The organism is Sporosarcina sp. P32b (assembly GCF_002743335.1).
GTDB lineage: Bacteria > Bacillota > Bacilli > Bacillales_A > Planococcaceae > Sporosarcina.
Window position 1 is genome coordinate 148,160 of sequence record NZ_PDZB01000004.1, and the last position, 21,160, is coordinate 169,319.

24 protein-coding genes are annotated in these 21,160 nt (G+C 40.9%); 6 read left to right on the forward strand and 18 right to left on the reverse strand.

Going from position 1 to position 21,160, the window contains the following annotated elements; translation table 11 throughout:
- Nucleotides 1-2: 2 nt before the first annotated feature.
- From CSV64_RS05280 to rpsF, 4 genes are all read right to left on the reverse strand, one after another.
- Nucleotides 3-959: a DUF2232 domain-containing protein gene (locus tag CSV64_RS05280; RefSeq protein ID WP_099633739.1), complete on the reverse strand. Its 957-nt coding sequence runs from the start codon at nucleotides 957-959 to the stop codon at nucleotides 3-5.
- A 234-nt stretch (nucleotides 960-1,193) separates the two neighbouring features.
- Nucleotides 1,194-1,430 carry a 30S ribosomal protein S18 gene (rpsR, locus tag CSV64_RS05285; RefSeq protein ID WP_029054370.1) on the reverse strand — a complete coding sequence of 79 codons (237 nt, stop codon included), beginning with the start codon at nucleotides 1,428-1,430 and terminating at the stop codon, nucleotides 1,194-1,196.
- 45 nt (nucleotides 1,431-1,475) lie between these two features.
- Nucleotides 1,476-1,997 carry a single-stranded DNA-binding protein gene (gene ssb / locus CSV64_RS05290; protein WP_099633740.1) on the reverse strand — a complete coding sequence of 174 codons (522 nt, stop codon included), beginning with the start codon at nucleotides 1,995-1,997 and terminating at the stop codon, nucleotides 1,476-1,478.
- Nucleotides 1,998-2,045: 48 nt separating this feature from the next.
- Complete coding sequence (gene rpsF / locus CSV64_RS05295; protein WP_029054372.1) at nucleotides 2,046-2,333, reverse strand: 30S ribosomal protein S6; 288 nt, start codon at nucleotides 2,331-2,333, stop codon at nucleotides 2,046-2,048.
- A 155-nt stretch (nucleotides 2,334-2,488) separates the two neighbouring features.
- Between rpsF and CSV64_RS05300 the strand changes: the two genes are divergently transcribed.
- Nucleotides 2,489-3,031, forward strand: a complete 543-nt coding sequence (locus tag CSV64_RS05300; RefSeq protein ID WP_099633741.1) for a DUF3267 domain-containing protein — start codon at nucleotides 2,489-2,491, stop codon at nucleotides 3,029-3,031.
- A 187-nt stretch (nucleotides 3,032-3,218) separates the two neighbouring features.
- On the opposite strand, the gene ychF is transcribed toward CSV64_RS05300, so the two are convergent.
- From ychF to CSV64_RS05315, 3 genes are all read right to left on the reverse strand, one after another.
- A complete protein-coding gene (ychF, locus tag CSV64_RS05305; protein WP_099633742.1) occupies nucleotides 3,219-4,319 on the reverse strand; it encodes a redox-regulated ATPase YchF in 1,101 nt (366 codons plus the stop codon).
- Nucleotides 4,320-4,413: 94 nt separating this feature from the next.
- Complete coding sequence (locus tag CSV64_RS05310; protein WP_083034454.1) at nucleotides 4,414-4,611, reverse strand: DUF951 domain-containing protein; 198 nt, start codon at nucleotides 4,609-4,611, stop codon at nucleotides 4,414-4,416.
- Nucleotides 4,592-5,527: a mechanosensitive ion channel family protein gene (locus CSV64_RS05315; protein WP_099633743.1), complete on the reverse strand. Its 936-nt coding sequence runs from the start codon at nucleotides 5,525-5,527 to the stop codon at nucleotides 4,592-4,594. Before CSV64_RS05315 ends, CSV64_RS05310 begins: the two co-directional genes overlap by 20 nt.
- A gap of 113 nt (nucleotides 5,528-5,640) precedes the next feature.
- On the opposite strand from CSV64_RS05315, the gene yyaC reads away from it, so the two are divergent.
- Nucleotides 5,641-6,282, forward strand: a complete 642-nt coding sequence (yyaC, locus tag CSV64_RS05320) for a spore protease YyaC (protein WP_099633744.1) — start codon at nucleotides 5,641-5,643, stop codon at nucleotides 6,280-6,282.
- Here the strand turns inward: yyaC and CSV64_RS05325 are convergent.
- From CSV64_RS05325 to rpmH, 11 genes are all read right to left on the reverse strand, one after another.
- A complete protein-coding gene (locus CSV64_RS05325; protein WP_099633745.1) occupies nucleotides 6,193-6,897 on the reverse strand; it encodes a DUF554 domain-containing protein in 705 nt (234 codons plus the stop codon). The genes yyaC and CSV64_RS05325 overlap by 90 nt on opposite strands.
- 71 nt (nucleotides 6,898-6,968) lie before the next feature.
- Nucleotides 6,969-7,802, reverse strand: coding sequence for a ParB/RepB/Spo0J family partition protein (locus CSV64_RS05330; protein ID WP_099633746.1), 834 nt, complete (start codon nucleotides 7,800-7,802; stop codon nucleotides 6,969-6,971).
- Nucleotides 7,795-8,556 (reverse strand): ParA family protein, encoded by a 762-nt coding sequence (locus tag CSV64_RS05335; RefSeq protein ID WP_099633747.1) that lies wholly within the window; start codon nucleotides 8,554-8,556, stop codon nucleotides 7,795-7,797. The genes CSV64_RS05330 and CSV64_RS05335 overlap by 8 nt, the downstream gene beginning before the upstream one ends.
- Before the next feature lie 194 nt (nucleotides 8,557-8,750).
- Nucleotides 8,751-9,623: a nucleoid occlusion protein gene (noc, locus tag CSV64_RS05340; RefSeq protein WP_099633748.1), complete on the reverse strand. Its 873-nt coding sequence runs from the start codon at nucleotides 9,621-9,623 to the stop codon at nucleotides 8,751-8,753.
- A gap of 77 nt (nucleotides 9,624-9,700) precedes the next feature.
- A complete protein-coding gene (gene rsmG, locus CSV64_RS05345) occupies nucleotides 9,701-10,423 on the reverse strand; it encodes a 16S rRNA (guanine(527)-N(7))-methyltransferase RsmG (RefSeq protein WP_099633749.1) in 723 nt (240 codons plus the stop codon).
- A gap of 51 nt (nucleotides 10,424-10,474) precedes the next feature.
- On the reverse strand, nucleotides 10,475-12,364 hold the full coding sequence (gene mnmG, locus CSV64_RS05350) for a tRNA uridine-5-carboxymethylaminomethyl(34) synthesis enzyme MnmG (RefSeq protein ID WP_099633750.1): 1,890 nt from the start codon (nucleotides 12,362-12,364) through the stop codon (nucleotides 10,475-10,477).
- Between the two features lie 30 nt (nucleotides 12,365-12,394).
- Complete coding sequence (gene mnmE / locus CSV64_RS05355) at nucleotides 12,395-13,780, reverse strand: tRNA uridine-5-carboxymethylaminomethyl(34) synthesis GTPase MnmE (RefSeq protein WP_099633751.1); 1,386 nt, start codon at nucleotides 13,778-13,780, stop codon at nucleotides 12,395-12,397.
- 453 nt (nucleotides 13,781-14,233) lie between these two features.
- Entirely contained in the window at nucleotides 14,234-15,031 is a 798-nt protein-coding gene (jag, locus tag CSV64_RS05360; RefSeq protein ID WP_099633752.1) for an RNA-binding cell elongation regulator Jag/EloR, read from the reverse strand.
- Nucleotides 15,028-15,804, reverse strand: a complete 777-nt coding sequence (yidC, locus tag CSV64_RS05365) for a membrane protein insertase YidC (protein ID WP_199168421.1) — start codon at nucleotides 15,802-15,804, stop codon at nucleotides 15,028-15,030. Before yidC ends, jag begins: the two co-directional genes overlap by 4 nt.
- A gap of 94 nt (nucleotides 15,805-15,898) precedes the next feature.
- Nucleotides 15,899-16,237, reverse strand: a complete 339-nt coding sequence (rnpA, locus tag CSV64_RS05370; RefSeq protein WP_099633753.1) for a ribonuclease P protein component — start codon at nucleotides 16,235-16,237, stop codon at nucleotides 15,899-15,901.
- 119 nt (nucleotides 16,238-16,356) lie between these two features.
- Complete coding sequence (gene rpmH, locus CSV64_RS05375; protein WP_029054388.1) at nucleotides 16,357-16,491, reverse strand: 50S ribosomal protein L34; 135 nt, start codon at nucleotides 16,489-16,491, stop codon at nucleotides 16,357-16,359.
- Nucleotides 16,492-16,996: 505 nt separating this feature from the next.
- Between rpmH and dnaA the strand changes: the two genes are divergently transcribed.
- From dnaA to recF, 4 genes are all read left to right on the forward strand, one after another.
- Entirely contained in the window at nucleotides 16,997-18,346 is a 1,350-nt protein-coding gene (dnaA, locus tag CSV64_RS05380) for a chromosomal replication initiator protein DnaA (protein WP_099633754.1), read from the forward strand.
- 171 nt (nucleotides 18,347-18,517) lie between these two features.
- Nucleotides 18,518-19,654 carry a DNA polymerase III subunit beta gene (gene dnaN, locus CSV64_RS05385; RefSeq protein WP_099633755.1) on the forward strand — a complete coding sequence of 379 codons (1,137 nt, stop codon included), beginning with the start codon at nucleotides 18,518-18,520 and terminating at the stop codon, nucleotides 19,652-19,654.
- Nucleotides 19,655-19,774: 120 nt separating this feature from the next.
- The gene (yaaA, locus tag CSV64_RS05390; protein WP_099633756.1) at nucleotides 19,775-20,014 is read left to right on the forward strand and encodes a S4 domain-containing protein YaaA; all 240 of its coding nucleotides are present in this window, start codon (nucleotides 19,775-19,777) and stop codon (nucleotides 20,012-20,014) included.
- The gene (gene recF / locus CSV64_RS05395; RefSeq protein ID WP_099633757.1) at nucleotides 20,004-21,122 is read left to right on the forward strand and encodes a DNA replication/repair protein RecF; all 1,119 of its coding nucleotides are present in this window, start codon (nucleotides 20,004-20,006) and stop codon (nucleotides 21,120-21,122) included. The genes yaaA and recF overlap by 11 nt, the downstream gene beginning before the upstream one ends.
- The last annotated feature ends 38 nt before the right edge of the window (nucleotides 21,123-21,160 follow it).

Sequence of the window (21,160 nt, forward strand, 5' to 3'; positions counted from 1 at the left end):
TCCTACGCTCTCTTGTCTTTATCTATCCATGTACGAATGTTAATGGCGATATCCAAAACACCCAACATTACGGTGAAGGGACTGAGGAACATGGCGAATAATGTAGCTAGCACGTTGACGATTATTGGAAGCTTCATCTTGCGCAATGCATAGTAAATTAACGCCAAACCTTGTAAGAAGAATAAGAATCTAAAGATGAGAATGGCATTTGCCTCCATTAGATAAAACGTCGTTCCTTGTTCCGGCTGCGACAAAATGGAAATCAACAGTAATGCTAGATAGGCTAGTACCGTTGCAAATGGAAGACGCATGTTAAGGAAGGAAGCAAACTTAGGAACTTCAAAACGTAAACGTGTTGCAACCGCCAAAATGGGCATAACAAACATGTAGGCAGTTACAAAAACAGACAAGATGAACAGAGAAGGCACAATGGTTTGGTAATACGTAAATGCCTCGGCCACAGTTCGCTCAATTTCTCTTGTTGAATTTCCCATTCCGGATAGAATGACAAGTGCTTCCTGCTGTATAGCTGAAAATTGTTGCATCAACTGTTCAATGGGGTTGATTTTCATGAACCACACAGTGCCTAGATACAATAGACTCAATGAAATGAGCAATGTGACACCGGTTGCCATATATACATAAAGTTTCGTCTTGCCTGTTCGTACGGTATCACCGATAACGAATCCAACAGCACTTAAGACAATTGCTGCTGGTATGGAAAGCAAGCCACCAATCAATAATGTGATAAGCCATGTACACATCGCGACCATCAGCGTAGAGACACGGTCATAGCGCAAACGATAAATCGTAATGGGCAATGGAACGAGTAACAATGTCAATAAGCCGAGTAATGGTACGTATAAAGTCATTGCCAGTAATATGGCGAAGAGTGCTACCATCATCGCACCGTACGTAATTCTACTTGCTTGATCTTGCATATCCACGCCCCAATTCATTCACTGCTTCTTTTGCCACCTATTGATTATAAAGGGACAAAGTGTTGCATTCCTTAATTCATATAAAGCTGCAATCATCCTTCTAATTGTATCACGATTCGACGTGAAATCAAAAATACAGGCAGTTGCGGTTTCCAGTAAAGTGGATGCGCAATGGACTATGGATTGTATGATTTTCCAGATAAATAAAAAACCGCCACTGACTGAGTAACTCAGTCAGTGGCGGTTTATATATTACCGCTCTTCAGATACGAACGGAAGAAGTGCCATGATGCGTGCACGTTTGATTGCGACCGTCAATTTACGTTGGTATTTAGCGCTTGTACCAGTAACTCGACGAGGCAACATCTTTCCGCGCTCAGAGATAAACTTCTTCAACAAATCTACATCTTTATAGTCGATGTGAGTAATGTGGTTAGAAGTAAAATAGCAAACCTTACGGCGTTTGCGACCTCCACGACGTGGTGCCATAATTGTTGTCCTCCTTCCTATTTACGTATTAAATGAACCGTTCTATCAGAATGGCAAGTCGTCATCTGTTACTTCAATCGGACCGCCGCCTGGCTGGAATGGATCATTATCAACACGTGTCATATTTTGCTGATTCGGTTGGTAGGATTGCTGGTTATTGTATCCTTGTCCTTGGTCTTGAGAAGGTGCGTTATAAGAAGGAGCTCCACCACCATAAGATGGCGTTTGCTGACGTTCTGTATTGGCACTTCTTGGTTCCAGGAATTGAGTACTATCCGCAACAACTTCTGTCGTGTAAACACGCTTACCGTCTTGACCTTCGAAGCTGCCCGTCTGTATACGGCCATCCACTCCGGCTAGACTTCCTTTTCGTAAGTAATTCGCGATATTCTCAGCCTGTTTACGCCAAGCTACACACGTGATGAAATCCGCTTCCCGTTCTCCTTGGGCATTAGCGAACGCACGGTTCACTGCCAGTGTAAAACGTGTTACAGCAATTCCAGTTTGTGTATACTTCAGCTCAGGGTCTTTTGTTAATCGGCCAACTAAAACGACACGGTTTATCATTCAGAATCAAACCTCCCTCATCATAAATTTATTAGATTTTATATCAGATTACGCATCTACACGAATTGTCATATGACGAATGATACCTTCGTTGATGTTCGCTAGACGTGTAAATTCATCGATTGCTTCAGCACCAGCGTTAGCAGTTACTAATTGGTAGTAACCTTCACGTAAGTCGTCGATTTCGTAAGCAAGACGTCGCTTGCCCCACTCTTTCGACTCGATGATTTCCGCTCCGTTTGAAGTTAGGACAGTATCAAAGCGTTCAATCAACGCTTTTTTCGCGTCATCTTCAAGAGTTGGGCGCATAATGTACATAATTTCGTACTTTCTCATCAATAGTCACCTCCTTATGGACTTGGGCCCTACTTTTACAAGTGGGCAAGGAGTAAGTAAATTTAATATTACTCACATCAGTACATACTATCACATCTCAATTGGAATATCAACCATCAATATACTATACTAAGTGAATTAAGGGGTGATTTCGCATGGAAGAACAACAGCCTGTGATTGTTGAGCTCGATTTACAGAAAATAGCGAAGCAAAGTCTTTGGCTCACTTTCCTACCGCTTATAGCACTTTTGATAATTCGTGGTCTGCTACAAGGAGGATTATCTATGTCATTTTCGGTGTGGTATGTTGTCTATACTTTGGTTGGATACATTTTATTGATTGTTATACATGAGTTTTTCCATTTGCTTGGTTTTCGTATTTTTTGTAATGTGCCGTGGAAGAACATGGCGTATGGTGTCAATTTGAAGATGGGTGTTGCCTACGCTACCACGGATCAGTTGATGGACAATAAAGGAATCCGCAAAGCATTATTGTTACCGTTTTGGATGACGGGTGTGTTGCCTGCTATTCTTGCGTTGTATTTCAATGATGGCGTACTGTTGCTGTTAGGTGCGATGCTAATCGGCGGAGCAGCAGGAGATTTTGCGATGTACAAGGAGTTAAAGAAGTTTCCGGATGATGCACTAGTGAAGGATGATCCGGAGTTACCTAAGTTGTATATTTATCCTGCTCAATAAAATAAAAAAGCTGGCAGTAGGATTGGAATGGGGGTTTGCGCTTCGGAGGGGACGCTTTTCCGAGTTGCAATCCCCTCGTACTCACCCATTAACTTACTCTTTCACTTCCTCTGCAGGTCTTCAACCAGACCTCTTTCAAATCAAGAAAAAGGCTGATTCTCACGAGGAGAATCAGCCTTTGTTTGTATTATACGTTGAAACGGAAGAGCATAACGTCGCCGTCTTTAACGACGTATTCTTTACCTTCTAAACGGACCTTACCAGCCTCTTTTGCCGCTGTCATGGAACCGTGCTCGACTAAGTCGTCGTATGCTACCGTCTCCGCACGGATGAATCCGCGTTCAAAGTCGGTATGGATTACGCCGGCACATTGTGGTGCTTTCATACCTTTACGGAATGTCCATGCGCGAACTTCTTGTACGCCTGCTGTAAAGTACGTAGCAAATCCAAGTAAGTTGTACGTTGCTTTAATTAATTGATCAAGACCGGATTCTTTGATGCCTAGCTCTTCAAGGAACATTTCCTTCTCGTCGTCTTCAAGCTCCGCCATCTCTTCTTCAATTTTCGCACAAACTACGATTACTTCTGCATTGTCCTTCTCTGCAAAATCACGAACTTGTTGGACGTATGGATTGTTATCTGCATCTGCAATTTCATCTTCTGAAACGTTCGCTACATACAACATCGGTTTAATCGTTAACAAGTGCATGCCTTTGACTACATCCAACTCATCAACTGTTAATTCTACAGAACGGGCAGCCATTGCATTTTCAAATGCATCACGTAATTTGAGTAGAATCGGCTCTTCTACCATCGCTTCTTTATCTTTTTGCTTCGCCATTTTGGAAACTCGGGCTAAACGCTTATCTACACTTTCCATATCTGCCAAGATCAATTCCAAGTTAATGACTTCAATATCGTCGATTGGATTTACCTTTCCTGATACGTGTGTAATGTTTTCATCTACGAAACAACGGACTACCTGACAAATCGCATCTACTTCACGAATATGTGAAAGGAACTTGTTACCAAGACCTTCACCTTTACTTGCACCTTCTACAATCCCCGCAATATCGGTAAATTCGAATGCAGTTGGCACTGTCTTTTTCGGTGTGACGAGCTCAGTCAATTTGTCTAAACGCTCATCTGGTACCTCAACTATTCCTACGTTCGGGTCAATCGTACAGAACGGATAGTTCGCCGCCTCTGCTCCTGCTTTTGTTATCGCATTAAATAAAGTTGATTTCCCTACGTTCGGAAGACCTACAATCCCAGCTGTTAACGCCATTATTCCCACACCTTTCTTATCTATCCAAAGCTTACATTATTCGTTAGTCAACCACTTCATTATAAGGATAATGCGGTGTATTGTCCACGTGTTCTCAAGACTCGTTCTTCAGCAGAACTTTTTTCATCTTCTTAGCAAATTCATTACGTGGGATCATGACGCTGTGTCCACAGCCTTCGCATTTTATTCGAATATCCGCGCCCATTCGGATGATTTTCCAAGCATTTGTGCCACATGGGTGTTGTTTTTTCATCTCCACCACGTCATGCAAGTTAAACTCTTTGTCCGCCATCGTATGAATCCCCTTCCTTATGTTCTTCACGTATTACCATTCGTGGATAAGGCATTTCAATTCCATTCAAATCCATGAATTTCTTTAAGTCCTGTCGAAGTTTACGACCTACGTTAAAATTAGCAACCGGCTCAGTCTCCGCGGCAATACGCAGCAAGATCCTTGATGGTTCCATACTTTGTACGCCCAACACTTCCGGTACGCCGATCACCTCTGAATAGCGCTCTCTCGGTAATTTCCCAAGGAATCCTTTGATTAATTCCTCTGCGTGGTCGATATCTGTTTCGTAGGATAATGCTAGATCAAGCAAAACCATGGAATTCGTGACGGAGTAATTGACGACTTCACCTATTTGACCGTTAGGTACTGTATATAACTCGCCACCATATAATGCAATTTTCGTTGTGCGAAGACCGATTTCCATAACCGTACCTTCACCTGAATTAATACGCACATAGTCGCCGACTCCAAATTGATCTTCAAAAATAATGAAAAAACCAGAAATGACGTCCTTTACTAAACTCTGGGCACCAAAACCGACGGCTAGACCTAGTACACCTGCACCTGCAAGTAGACCTTTTGCGTCTATCTTGAACTCTGTCAGAACGGCTAGTATAGCGGAGAAATAGACAATGTATTTCAATGCGTTTTCTAAAAGTTTGATCATGGTCTTTTCACGTCGTTCTGTTTTGCGCATCGGACTTTTCAACTTAATAGCGAAGAATCGCCTTATTAATACTTGCCCTACTTTTACTACCACGCCTGCCACCACAATAATCAAGAGAATGCGAATAGCAAAAATTCCGGTAGAGAGCCAAAAGTCAGCACTGAATATCGTATCTTTTACTTGTTGAATTGCTGCTTCTAAACCTTTTAGGCTTTCTTTCGCTTCTTCTGTAGCAGAAGTAGATGCCATTGAAAGAAATCCTCCTTTCGTATAAACCCTTACCCCTCAGGATATACTGCACAGCAATACATGCGCAGTATGAATTTCAGCGTAAATATAACACAAAGGACTGGTGTCTCCCTATGTATACAGCCGAACCCTCTTCTTATCATTACCGAATTTCTAGTAAAGAAACCGGTGTCGTGTGGAAATTGAGCACTTATTTCATGCAACATATCCCATTTAAACAACAACCAATCATTTTTTATTGCATCGGAACTGATCGTTCCACTGGCGATTCTCTCGGTCCTTTGACAGGCTCCTACTTGTCAGAGCTAAGTCTCTTCCCTTATACAGTAGTCGGCACGTTACAAGAGCCACTACACGCTCTGAATCTACAACAACGTATGGAGCTCACAAGCACATTATACCCCGAAGCGTTTGTAGTGGCGATCGATGCCTGTCTAAGTAAAAAGGACTCTGTTGGTGATCTATTGTTTCATAGCGGTCCGATTGCACCAGGGAAAGCCGTAGGAAAAGAACTTCCCCTAGTTGGTGATGTATCTGTTAAAGGAATCGTCAACGTAGGCGGCTTCATGGAGCAAGCAGTTTTACAAAGCACTCGTCTTCATCTACCGTTCGAAATGAGTCGTATGATTGGTAGAGCCTTACAATTAGCACATCATCGTCAACCTTCAAAAAGCATATACAATCGTAACGATGACCGCAACTACCGCAATACCTGGGATAAAGTTGGCTACCCGAATTTTCGTCAAGCCGATTAAATTTAATCCAATAGCCGCAATCATCAAGCCACCTGTAGCCGTCATTTCAGAAATAAATAACTGCATTAGTTCATCTGGAACAAACCGACTGAGTATGGTGGAAAGAAAGGTTATACTACCTTGGTAAATTAATAGAGGAATTGCTGCAAATGCAACACCAATACCTAATGTGGAACTAAAGATGATTGAAGTGAATCCATCTAATATTCCTTTCATTATTAACACACTATGATCGTTGCGGAGCCCACTATCAATAGCTCCAATGATAGCCATGGAACCTACGCAAAAAAACAGCGTAGCCGTAACGAATCCTTGTGCTATTCCCTGCCCTTCTTTTTTAGCCGGTAACTTCTTTTCAATCCAGTGCCCCAATTGGTTAACTTTTTGATCAAGATCAATCCATTCACCAAGAATTGCGCCTATCACAATACTAAGAATGACAATGACAATTTGTGTTGTTTCAAATGTCATTTGTAATCCGATTGCTACTACAGCCATCCCTATTCCGTACATGATGGTTTCCTTCATTCGTTCAGGTATTCCATATAAAAACCTTCCGATTAATGTACCGATTATAATCGTCAATACATTAAACAGTGAACCAAACAATATCATGTAGTCACGTCCAAGTTCTCTTCAAGAATAAAACCTATTTTGCATTGAAAGCAAAATAGGTTTGTGTATCATTACTCAGCGTTCAATAATTCGAGAATACGTTCAAAATCTTCATCTGAGTGAAACTCGATTTCGATTTTGCCCTTTTTCTTCGTCTTCTTTATAGTTACGTTTGTACCAAATTGTTCACGCAGAGTGTTTTCCTGTGCCTCAATAAATATATCTTTTTTCTTTTCCTTCTTCGTTTCACGTGGAACATCTTCATTTAACTGTTGAACCAGTTTCTCCAATTGACGAACATTTAACCCTTCCGTCTTGGTCTTTTCGGCAATAGCCAAGATTTGCTCTTTTTTACGCAACCCAAGAAGTGTACGACCGTGTCCCATTGAAAGTATTCCGTGGGAAATGTCTTTCAAAACTTTCTCGGGTAACGCGAGTAAACGGATATGGTTAGCGATATGCGGTCTACTCTTGCCTAATCTAAAGGCAAGTTGCTCTTGTGTTAACTTCAGACTTTCCATTAGGTTTTGGTATGCCTCTGCTACTTCAATAGGAGATAAGTCTTCACGCTGCAAGTTTTCAAGAATAGCCATTTCCATTGATTGTTCATCTGTTAAATCACGTACAACAGCTGGAATTTCCTTTTTGCCTGCTAGTTCGGAAGCACGGAATCTTCTTTCCCCTACAACGATTTCATACTGTGTACCAACACTTCTCACGATGATGGGTTGCAGAACACCGTGTTCCTTAATCGATTCGCTTAATTCATTCAACGACACTTCATTGAACTCTTTACGCGGCTGGTACGGATTAACTTTAATGCTTTTCAGACGAATAAGCTCTACCTTTTCCAATGTTTCACGAGGAAATAATGCATTAAGACCCTTACCTAGACCTTTACTCATTCTCCACCACTTCCTTTGCCAGCTCTGAGTACACTTCCGCACCTTTAGATCGTGGATCATATAATATAATTGGTTTACCATGACTCGGTGCTTCACTTAAACGGACGTTACGCGGAATGATCGTTTTATACACTTTGTCTTGGAAGTATTTCTTTACTTCTTCAATAACTTGAATGCCTAGATTGGTCCTAGCGTCAAACATCGTCAGTAATACCCCGTCAATATAAAGTGATTCATTTAAATGTTTCTGGACCAGTCGAATCGTGCTGAGCAATTGACTAAGTCCTTCGAGCGCATAGTATTCACACTGTACAGGAATAATGATTGAATCCGAAGCCGTCAATGCGTTCAACGTCAAAAGGCCAAGAGATGGAGGACAATCAATAATGACGTAGTCATAGTCATCTTTAATATCTTGAATCGCGTGTTTCATACGAACCTCACGTGATATCGTAGAAACTAGCTCAATTTCAGCTCCTGCAAGTGAAATGGTGGCAGGAACGATTTCGAGATTTTCAATTTCGGTTGGCAGAATCACGTCACGTACGGGTACATCATCAATTAACATATTATAAATACAGTCTTGTACATCACCTTTGTTAACACCGACTCCACTCGTCGCATTTCCTTGTGGATCTGAATCAATTAAGAGCACTTTTTTGCCTAAATGGGCAAGGCATGCACTTAAGTTTACAGAAGTCGTCGTTTTTCCGACGCCTCCTTTTTGATTTGCTATAGCAATAATCTTACCCACTCTTGCACCTGCTTTCTTTCCTATTTCGATTGTCTTACTAGTATACCAAAGTTTTACTGGTTGCTTCCTATGTTTGAAATACCTGACAAAGAATATCTTCTATGTGGTCTATTTCAGTTTATCATCTTCACTGTACGAACTCTATTGATATATAAGAAAACTCTTGCTAGTAAATCAGCAAGAGTTTTCATTCGTCACTTTTTACTTATTTTTATCGTAATGGTGTAGTATTCTTCAGAATCCATTTCCTCAGATGCTACTTCAATCCCACTCTTAGATATCAGTGCAAGAGATTCTCGCAACGTGTTTACCGCAATACGAACATCCTTACTCACGGCTTTTTGTCGGGGCCCGCGTCTTCTTGCAGGCTGCACTTTCTCAACTGATTCCGTTGGGTACATGATTTCTTTAATCCTAGCTTCTAAATCTTTGACGTTATATTGATTTATTTTGATTTCTTCCAACACTTCCATCTGAAGAATTGGTTCTTTTAACGGTAACAATGCACGTGCATGACGTTCAGATATCTTTTTCTGTAAAATTGCCGTTTGAACTGGTTCAGGTAACTTCAACAAACGCATCTTATTCGCAATTGTAGACTGTCCTTTACCGAGTCGTTGTGCCAATGCTTCTTGTGTTAATTCATGTAGCTCTAACAAACGTTCATAGGCATGTGCTTCTTCAATTGCCGTCAATTCTTCACGCTGCAAGTTCTCGATTAAAGCAATTGAGGCGGTCTCTTTATCATCCAAATCCCGCACAATTGCCGGTACTTCGGTCCAACCTAGCTTACGCATCGCCCGATATCTTCGTTCCCCTGCGATAATTTCGTATGATCCGTCATCTTTTGTTCGAATGACAATAGGTTGAATAACGCCATGTGTATGAATTGTTCTAGCTAGTTCTTCAATTTTTTCTTCATTAAAAATTGCCCGTGGCTGATATTGATTCGCTGTAATTGAATCAATTGCAATTTGTGCTACCTTCTCCAGATGATGAACTTTCACTTCTTCAATCGTAGTCATCTTTTCTCCCCCACCAAAAAAACGCGAAAAAGTACTTTTCAACCTCTGCACCACCTTTTCGAAACTATTCCCTTTTTATCTCTTCTAAAAAATTGTTTCACGTGAAACATTTCCCACAGTTAGTCTGCTGTAATCGGTGTTTTATTAGGTACGCCCGGTTTTCTAGGATACTTCTTAGGTGTCTGCTTTTTCTTTTCAAATACAAAGATGTGACGTTCACTATTTTCTTCCGGTAATAAGAATTCATGTTCATTCTGTAAAACTGCCCCAAGTAGTTTTACAGCACGAGTAGCGTCTTTCATTTCTTCAGATGCAGCTGCACCCTTCATAGAAACAAAGAGCCCTCCTTGTTTAGCAAGAGGAATGCAAAGCTCCGACAATACCGATAACCGTGCTACCGCGCGTGCAGTTACTACATCAAACTGTTCACGGTACTTCGGGTTACGACCGAATTCTTCTGCTCTTGCATGGACAAACGCCACATTTTCAAGCTTTAATTCCCCAGCCAAATGATTTAAGAATGTAATACGTTTATTCAATGAATCTACAATAGTCACGTGGAGATGTGGGTAAATAATCTTCAACGGGATACTTGGAAAACCTGCACCAGCACCTACGTCGCAAACAGATTCATACTTCGTGAAGTCCACGTAAAATGCACTTGTAATGGAATCATAGAAATGCTTTAGGTATACGGACGGCGCATCTGTAATTGCCGTCAAGTTCATCTTTTCATTCCACTCAACTAGTACTTCAAAATAGCGTTTGAATTGTTGCTTCTGTGTATCGGACAATTCAAAGCCTTTCTCTTGCAGAGCTTCGTAAAACTGTTGTTCCGTCATGTTCTCATTCCTTTTCAAAAAGACTGACGCTACTAAGCGCCAGTCATAGACTCAACCGGATACTTTTGCGATTTTCCCTTGTTCAATATAGACAAGCAAGATTGAGATATCTGCAGGGTTGACACCAGAAATACGTGATGCTTGCGCAATCGACAATGGCTGTACCTCTTTGAGATTTGCCTTTGCTTCTTTCGCAATGCCTGAAATCGCATCATAATCAATGTTTTCTGGAATCCGCTTATTCTCCATCTTTTTCATTCTCGCCACTTGCTGCATGGACTTTTCGATGTATCCTTCATACTTAATGAATATCTCTACTTGTTCCGCCACTTCTTCGTTAATTTCTTCAAGAGGTGGAACCACTTTACACAATTCGCTATACTTCATTTCCGGCCGCTTCAGTAAATCAGCCGCCTTCATTGGTTCTCGGAGTGCTGTTCCATTCACTGCGGCGATGATCTCCTGGATCTCTTCGGTAGGTTTCACTGTTACTTTACGTAAATGATCAATCTCCGCGTCGATTTGTGCTTTCTTCGCCAAAAACTTCGTGTGGCGCTCTTCACTAATCATTCCGTTTTGATAACCAATCTCCGTCAAGCGCATGTCAGCATTATCATGACGAAGCAAGAGACGATATTCCGCTCTTGATGTCAAGAGACGATAGGGTTCACTTGTACCTTTAGTGACCAAATCATCGATAAGTACACCGATGTACGCATCACTACGTCCAAGAACGACCTCTTCCTTGCCAAGTACGTTGCATGCAGCATTGATTCCCGCCATCAATCCTTGCGCTGCGGCTTCTTCATATCCAGAAGTTCCATTGATTTGGCCAGCCGTGTACAAGTTTTTGATTTTTTTCGTTTCCAGCGTAGGCCATAATTGTGTTGCAATGATAGAATCGTACTCAATAGCATAGCCAGCACGCATCATTTCAGCCTTCTCAAGCCCCGGTACACTCGCAATTAAACGATGCTGTATATGTTCGGGAAGACTTGTTGACAATCCTTGCACATATACTTCTCTTGTATTACGACCTTCAGGCTCGAGGAAAATCTGGTGACGTGACTTGTCCGCAAAACGTACAATTTTATCTTCAATGGATGGACAATAGCTAGGTCCTTTTCCTTTAATCATGCCCGAATACATCGGAGATAAATGAAGGTTTTCATTGATGATTTCATGCGTTTCCGGAGTTGTATACGTTAACCAACATGGCAGCTGATCCGTAATGAATTCAGTCGTTTCATAGCTGAATGATCGCGGTACATCGTCTCCTGGCTGAATTTCTGTCTTGCTGTAATCGATCGTATTGCTGTTAATACGTGGCGGTGTTCCTGTTTTAAATCGAACCGTCTGTAAACCAAGTTCTTGCAAATGTTCCGCCAGTTTAATGGATGGCATTTGATTGTTCGGTCCACTCGAGTATTTGAGATCTCCGATGATGACTTCCCCGCGTAAAAATGTACCTGTTGTAATAATGACAGTCTTTGCACGGAAAATGGCACCAATCTGTGTCACTACGCCTTTTATTTCGTCATCTTCTACGATCAATTTCTCGACAACTGCTTGACGAAGTGTCATATTTGGTTCTTCTTCCAGTATCCGCTTCATTTCTTGCTGATACAGTACTTTATCCGCTTGTGCACGTAAAGCACGCACGGCCGGACCTTTCCCTGTGTTCAATAAACGCATTTGAATATGTGTTTTGTCTATGACCTTTGCCATCACGCCGCCAAGTGCGTCTATTTCCCGCACTACGATACCCTTTGCAGGTCCTCCTAATGAAGGATTACATGGCATGAAAGCAATCATGTCTAAATTCATTGTTAATACTAGTGTCGATGCGCCCATCTTCGCTGATGCGTAAGCTGCTTCTGCGCCTGCGTGTCCAGCTCCAATGACGATACAATCGAACGTGCCTGCTTCAAATTGTGGCATGTTCGTTCATCCTTCCCATTTATAAAATCATTATTTTCCGAGGCAGAACTTTGAGAACAACTCTTTAATTAAACTATCTTGAACGGTATCTCCGATGATTTCACCAAGAATTTCCCATGTGCGTGTAACGTCTATTTGAATCATGTCGATAGGAACTCCTACTTGTGCTGCTTGTACCGCATCATCAATCGTATTACGTGCCTGCTTTAGTAATGAAATGTGACGCGCGTTGGATACATACGTCAGGTCATTGGATTCCAATGAACCTTCAAAGAACAGTGCAGCAATCGCTTCTTCCAATTCGGTAATACCTTGCTCTTGCAGTATCGAAGTAGTAATAACTCGATCTCTTCCTGCTACTTCATAAACTCGCTCCAGATCAATCTTTGTTGGTAAATCTGTTTTATTGACGATGACAAGCATGTCCATTCCAGCAACGGCTTCAAACAATCGCTCATCCTCATCTGTTAACGCTTCAGAACTATTCACCATTAAGAGTATGAGATCCGCTTCTTTTAGTACCTTCCTTGAACGTTCCACTCCAATCCGCTCGACAATATCTTCCGTTTCCCGGATTCCAGCAGTATCGACAAGACGCAGAGGAACGCCACGGACATTGACATACTCTTCTATAATATCACGGGTAGTGCCCGCGACATCAGTAACAATCGCTTTGTTTTCCTGCACTAAGCTATTAAGCAATGATGATTTTCCAACGTTCGGACGTCCTACTATTACGGTAGACAATCCTTCACGCAAGATCTTTCCTTGTGATGATGTACGCAATAACTCATCGATCTCATTCTTTACCCACGTTCCTTTTTCAATCATCAAAGGAATCGTCACTTCTTCTACATCATCATACTCCGGGTAATCTATATTAACTTCCACTTGTGCAAGCGTTTCGAGTAGTGCCTGTCGCAATTCACCAATCAAGTGAGATAGTTTCCCCTCCATCTGATTGAGTGCAACGTTCATGGCTTTATCTGTTTTGGCCCTAATCAAATCCATAACTGCTTCGGCCTGGGATAAATCAATCCGGCCATTAAGAAATGCTCGTTTAGTAAACTCGCCGGGTTCTGCTAATCTAGCCCCCTCTGTCAATACCAATTGGAGTACTCTATTGACTGAAGTGATGCCTCCGTGACAGTTGATCTCCACAATGTCTTCGCGCGTGAAGGTCTTTGGTGCTTTCATGATCGACACCATGACTTCCTCCACTAATTCTTCAGTGGCGGGATCGTGCAAATGTCCATAATGAATTGTGTGCGATGGTTGTTCGCAGAGTGGTTTCGCCGCTGGTGACTGGAATATACGGTCTGCAATCTTCCATGCGTCATCGCCGCTCAGACGAACGATGGCAATCGCTCCTTCTCCCATGGGAGTGGAAATGGCGGCTATCGTATCAAAATGCAAGTTTTTCACCTTCCTGGCTTCGTTGTGCACATGTGCATATCTTTTATAGCGAATACTACTTTCTAACAACCTATATTATCATAAATCGTCGGAATCTCCTAGCACACGAATTTAAAACATGTGGATAAATTCAGGAATTTTGAACCAAGCGTCACGGTAATTTATCATGTGCTAGCAGTCGACAAAGAACACTGTCGTTTCAGGCTTTCTAGTGTAGAAAGTTTCTTAAAGAAAAATTTAAGGTGTGAAAATAGAGCCTAGATATGGAAGTGATTTGAGGGTGGAGATTCGCACTCTATGCAGCCGCGTTTAGAGAGTCTACCTTGTGTCACCGCCAGCCTCTCGACTCCCTTACATAGAAAGTAGTTTACATTCAGTATTGTACGTTGATGGTAAGTCTCTATGGCATAAATGCATTAAAAAACCTCGCAGAAAGTTTCTACGAGGTTAGTCTTATTCAATTCCTTTGATGACAATGTGTCGGTATGGATCTTTTCCTTCGGAGAATGTCTCAATATCGAGTCTAAGTGACAATGCGTTATGAATGACCTTTCTCTCGTAAGAAGGCATAGGCTCAAGTGCGACCTGACGTTTTGTACGTACTGCCCGGTCTGCCATGCGGTCTGCCAGTTGCTCAAGCGATTGTTCGCGGCGCTCACGGTAATCTGCAACATCTATTCTAACAATTTTGAATTGCTTTGTTACCTTATTGGCTACAAGTTGCGCTAATTGCTGGATCGCATTAAGCGTTTGTCCTCTTTTACCTATTAAGAATGCTGCTTTTTCACTTTCAAGCTGGAAGTTGATGTACTTTCCTTTTGTTTCGTACGTAATGACCAAATCTTCAATACCCATTTCTTTGGCCATGTCTTCAATATACTGCTTTGTTTCTTCAATAGCATCTTTTTCATTGTAGATTTTGGCTTCAGGTATTCTTTCAGCTTCCTGTACATCCATAACGGTTTCTGATTGCTCTTTTTTAGTTTGAGGCTGTTGAACAACTTCTGTTTTCTCAGTAGCCGCAGTTACAGGAGATAATACTGCGCCGTCATCTGCCGGTTTAGGAGTTGGCTCCGACTTTTCTAAGACAGTTACAAGCACTTCTGCTTGTTTCACACCAAAACCAAGAAAACCTTTCCTGCCATTTTCCACTACCTGTACCTCAACTTGATCTTTTGTTACACCCAGGTCCTGTAAAGCTGATTCAATTGCTAGCTCAACGGTTGCTGCCCTTTGTGTAAGTTGTTTCATTTCTTTTTCCCTCCTGTTTTCACTACTTCGACGTTTTTCGGCTTATCGAACGGCTTATAGATGAAAATGTTTTGGAGCAGTGAAATGATATTTCCGACAATCCAGTATAAAGCAAGTGCTGCTGGCAAGAATGAACCAAATACCATGATCATAAACGGCATGATGTACATCATCATTTTCATCTGTGGGTTATCCATTGCGGGTCCTGTACGTAGAACCGTTAATTGGAACAATCCAGCGATGACGGCAAATAAAATACTCGGTGAACCAAGAGCGACGCCTAGGAAGTTGCCCAACTCAATCGTTGGTGTGGCATTCATCCGGCTGATCGCGTGGTAGAAACCAATAAATATTGGCATCTGGATAATAACCGGTAGACATCCTGCAACTGGATTAATCTTTTCGTTGATCATAATCTGTTGCATTTCTTCTTGATACTTTTTCTGTGTAACAGCGTCTTTTGATTTATATTTCTCTTTTAACGCTTTAAGTCTTGGTTGAATTTCCTGCATACGTTTTGAACTTTTTGTTTGTTGAATAATTAATGGAAGCAATGCAGTACGAATGATCGCCGTAACGACGATAATCGCTAGTCCGTATGTACCTAGCCATGTTTTAAATTTCATAATCAATGTAACAAGTGGCCAAACAAGATATTCGTTCCAAATTCCTGTACTCTCTGCTGTGATCGGCTCTCTAAATTCCGAACAACCCGCCATGAAGACGGCGACAACAACAAGTAATGAAAGGAACACTAATTTCTTTTTCAACATTTTTTCCCCCAAACAGTCGCAAGATCATTATAAAAGTTTTTTTCAGTGTAACATGATGGCTTTATTCGTTCTACATCTAAGTAAGACTTTAATTTCACTTAAACACTTTTGCGATCTTTAGAACATGTCGCAGATTTTTTTTGGCCGTATGGAAATCGAGCGTGGCAGCTTGATTTCTCGCGATAATAACATAATCTAAATCAGGTTTAACTTCATCTTTCATTTCTAGGAATGATTGTCGGATATAGCGTTTGATTCTATTACGTGTAACAGCATTACCGACTTTTTTGCTGACGGATAGGCCAATTCTAAACTCTTGCTGATCTTCCTTCTTATAGGTATAGACAATAAACTGTCGATTAGCAAAAGACTTTCCTTTTTTAAATACCGTTTGAAATTCTTTATTTTTTTTAATTCGCTGGTTTTTTTTCATAATTACACCTGCTTTAATTTTCTACCGTCATAATCTGCTGGTCCACTATATAGAAGAGACCTGATAGTCACTTGGAATCGCTCTAATAGCTAAAAAAAAGACCACTGATGTCAGTGGCCTTATGCTGAAAGAACTTTTCTTCCTTTACGACGACGAGCTGCTAAAATTCTACGTCCGTTTTTCGAACTCATTCTTTGGCGGAAGCCGTGGACTTTAGCGCGTTTACGTTTATTTGGTTGGAATGTACGTTTCATTTCGTAAGACACCTCCTGCTTTGATTGTCTCTTTTCCTACTATGACAGTCTTGAATAGTATAGCGATTCAGTAAAAGAATGTCAATGCTTTTCTATTTCTTCGTTTCAGATCCGCACGTAATAATGTTCATTCACACTCAATACTTATCCACAGAGCGGCAAAGTTATCCTATGGATGAATTGTTGATGGTAAAAATTACGGATTTTTTAATCCGGCAATTGTCGACAAGTTTTTCACATATCCAGCCCTGTGGATAACCACTTTATGCACAGTTAATGGGATTGTGCATAAATCATCGGACTCCTTGTCAATATTCAGTTTCCCTGTTACAATTAAAAAGCTTTTGTTGTGTATATAATTTACAGCCAAAATCTTATCCACATATGTGAATACAGTGTGGATAGTTTTTTCAACATGTTTCGATAATTTTTATCCACAGCCCTGGATACTGTGCATAAGCGGATTCCGGGCTTTTTAATATTTTATTGTAAAGGAGGCACACGATTGGAAAATCTATCGAGTTTATGGGAACAAGTATTAAAGAATATCGAAGCTCGTGTTTCGAAGCCTAGTTTTGAAACGTGGTTAAAATCGACCAAATTATTAACGTATGAAGCTGAACATGCAACTATTTCTGTTCCAAATTCATTCGCCAAGGATTGGCTTGAAACACATTACGTACATTTGATCACTGGGATTTTATCTGAACTAACAGGTGAGGATCGAATCGTTGAATTTATTGTTCCACAAGACATGGCAGAGAACGATATTAAATTACCGAAAACACAGCCAAAACCAGTAGAGAAAGCACCTATGGTCAACTCTGCAGGTATGCTGAATCCAAAGTACACGTTTGATACGTTCGTTATTGGATCAGGTAATCGTTTTGCCCATGCTGCTTCACTGGCAGTTGCCGAAGCGCCAGCGAAAGCCTATAATCCTCTCTTTATATATGGAGGAGTTGGATTAGGAAAAACACATTTAATGCATGCGATTGGCCATTATGTACTGGAACAAAACCCTGCCTTAAAGGTCGTCTACTTATCATCTGAAAAATTCACGAATGAATTTATTAACTCTATACGAGACAATAAAGCCGGTGATTTCAGGGATCGTTACCGCAGTGTAGATGTTCTGTTAATTGATGATATTCAATTCTTAGCAGGAAAAGAACAAACGCAAGAAGAGTTCTTCCATACATTTAATACATTGCATGAAGAGTCAAAGCAAATTATCATTTCCAGTGACCGTCCTCCAAAAGAGATACCCACACTGGAAGATCGTTTACGTTCCCGTTTTGAATGGGGACTGATTACAGACATAGCACCGCCTGATTTGGAAACTAGAATTGCAATTCTACGCAAAAAGGCGAAAGCAGATGGTCTAGTCGACATTTCAAACGATGTCATGCTGTATATTGCTAACCAGATTGACACCAATATAAGAGAGCTCGAAGGCGCACTGATCCGCGTTGTTGCCTACTCCTCTTTGGTAAATGCAGATGTCACCACTGACTTGGCAGCTGAAGCGTTGAAAGATATTATTCCAAATTCCCGACCGCGGATTATATCCATTCTAGACATCCAAAAGGCAGTCGGTGAGCACTTTAATATTAGATTAGAAGACTTTGTAGCAAAAAAAAGAACTCGAGCTATTGCATTTCCGCGTCAAGTTGCGATGTATCTATCAAGAGAGCTGACAGATTCCTCATTACCGAAAATTGGTTCAGAGTTCGGTGGCCGAGATCATTCAACTGTTATTCACGCGCATGAGAAGATTTCCAAGCAGCTTGATGTAGACAAAGCATTGCTTCAAGATGTCCAAGATATTAAAAAGGTTTTAGGAAGAGCCTAATGACCTGTGGATAACTGTGGACAAGTAGTGCACGGTCGTCCACTTGTTATGCACATGTGGGAAACTATGATTCTCATACATTCAAAAGGCTTTTCCACATATCCACAGGCCCTACTACTATTACTACTATATTTAATTACTTAATTATTATTATATAAGCGAGGTATTGATATGCAGTTTGAAATTATGAGAGATAGATTATTGGATGGATTGAGCGATGTTATCAAAGCGATCAGTTCAAAAGTGACAACACCTATTTTGACAGGTATCAAATTAGAAATTACTGAAAAGGGATTGACGATGACTGGAAGTGATTCGGATATTACGATATCCACTTTCATTCCAGTAGAAGAGGATGGTACACAAATCATTCAAACGATCCAACCAGGGACACTGGTATTACAAGCAAAAGTATTCAACGAGATTATTCGTAAGCTCCCAACAAATGAAGTAATGATTGAATTACGTGATGGAATGAAAACGCATATTCGTTCTGGACAGTCTGAATTTCATATTATTGCCCAGAGTGCTGATGAATATCCCATTTTACCAGATGTAAAAGATGCGGAGCGTTTTGAAATGCCTGCAGACTTGATGAAATCACTTATTAGAGAAACTGTATTCGCAGTATCCCAACAAGAGACACGTCCTGTTCTGACAGGTGTTCAGTGGATTATGAAAGAACAAGAGCTATATTGTATTGCAACGGATAGTCATAGATTGGCTAGACGGATTGTGACACCCGAGATTCAAGCAAGCTCACCATTCAATGCAGTTATTCCAGGTAAAAGTCTTCAGGAACTAAGCAAGATATTGCCTGACGACACTACTTCAGTAGAAATTTTCATTGCGAATCAGCAAGTATTGTTTAAACTCCACAATGTCTTGTTCTATTCAAGACTACTGGAAGGCAATTACCCAGACACTTCTCGTCTGATCCCGACTGAATACAAAACGTCTATTACGATCAATGGACGAAATTTGTTGCAAGCAATTGACCGCGCGTCTTTATTAGCTCGTGAAGACAGAAATAATATTGTGCACTTCTCAACGGACGGTAGTCCACATGTGCAAATCTCTTCTAACTCGCCGGATGTCGGAAATGTAGAAGAGTTGGTAGAAGCTGTGCATATCGAAGGTGAACCTTTGAAAATTTCTTTTAGTGCAAAATATATGATGGATGCCTTGAAAGCAATCGATGGCCAAGATCTTAAGATTCATTTCACTGGCAGCATGCGCCCATTCATCTTGAAGTCAATTGATAGCGAAGCAATTTTACAATTAATCTTACCGGTTAGAACGTTTTAATCTGTAACTATAGAAAATATCTCGTAATAGGGTAGTCAACATGTTGGCTACCTTTTTACTTATTGCAAAAAGTTAGGTAAACTAGAGGAACAGAATACTTTATGAGGGATTGAATAAAAAATGGAAACAGTACAGTTTAATACAGAATACATTACGCTAGGCCAGTTATTGAAAATGACGAATGTTATTAGCTCAGGTGGAATGGCTAAATGGTTTTTAGGTGAAAACGTCGTGTACGTAAACGGTGAACCAGAACAACGACGCGGTAAGAAATTATATGACGGAGATGTGGTAAATATCCCGGGTGCAGGAAAATTCAAACTGTCAGCGGATGAATCTGGACAGTCGGATGCATATTGATCGACTTAAATTAACAAACTATCGAAATTATGAGTCTCTGGAATTAAACTTCTCTCCTACGATGAATGTACTGATCGGTGAAAATGCACAAGGGAAAACCAATGTCATGGAGGCTATTTACGTATTAGCGATGGCAAAATCCCACCGTACATCAAATGATCGAGAACTTATACGTTGGGAACAAGAGTGTGGTAAAATAGAAGGGGATGTCCAACGCAAATTTGGATATATGCCGATAGAGCTGACGATTTCCAAAAAGGGAAAAAAGGCTAGAGTTAATCATTTGGAACAAAACCGTTTAAGTATGTATGTCGGTCAGATGAATGTAGTCATGTTCGCGCCTGAGGATTTGAATATCGTAAAGGGCAGCCCACAGCTGCGCAGGCGTTTTTTAGATATGGAAATTGGGCAGATCTCGAGAGTCTATTTGCATGACTTGGTCAATTTCCAAAAGATATTAAAGCAACGCAATGCATTGTTAAAAGCGAATCGAGGTAAATTGGATCTCCAGGATGTTATGTTCGATATTTACACCGAGCAGTATATTCAAGTGGCAGTTCAAATTATTCGAAAACGTTTTTATTTTATGGAATTGCTACAGAAATGGGCAAATCCGATTCATCAAGGAATTTCTCGTGGTCTTGAAACACTAGAAGTTTCGTATGGGACTTTAAAAGACCTACATTATGGGCAGACTGCTCAAGAGATGGAGACGATTTTTGCCGATCAGTTAAAGAGTGTGCGAAGACGCGAATTAGAACGAGGACTTACACTGGTTGGTCCACATCGTGATGATTTGCAGTTTTTTGTCAATGGGTACGATATTCAGACATACGGATCACAAGGTCAGCAACGGACGACAGCCCTTTCTTTGAAACTGGCGGAAATCGAGTTAGTAAAACAAGAAGTGGGTGAAACTCCGATTTTATTGCTTGATGATGTGTTATCGGAATTGGATGATTACCGACAGTCACATTTGCTGAGTACAATGCAAGGACAAGTACAAACATTTGTGACAACAACCAATATCGCGGGAATTGATCATAATACGATCCAGGAAGCGGCTATTTTTGAAGTGCATGACGGATCGGTTTTGCGTCGAGAATAAATGGTTGCGGTTTGATAGTTTTGGAAAGGAAAGGTGAA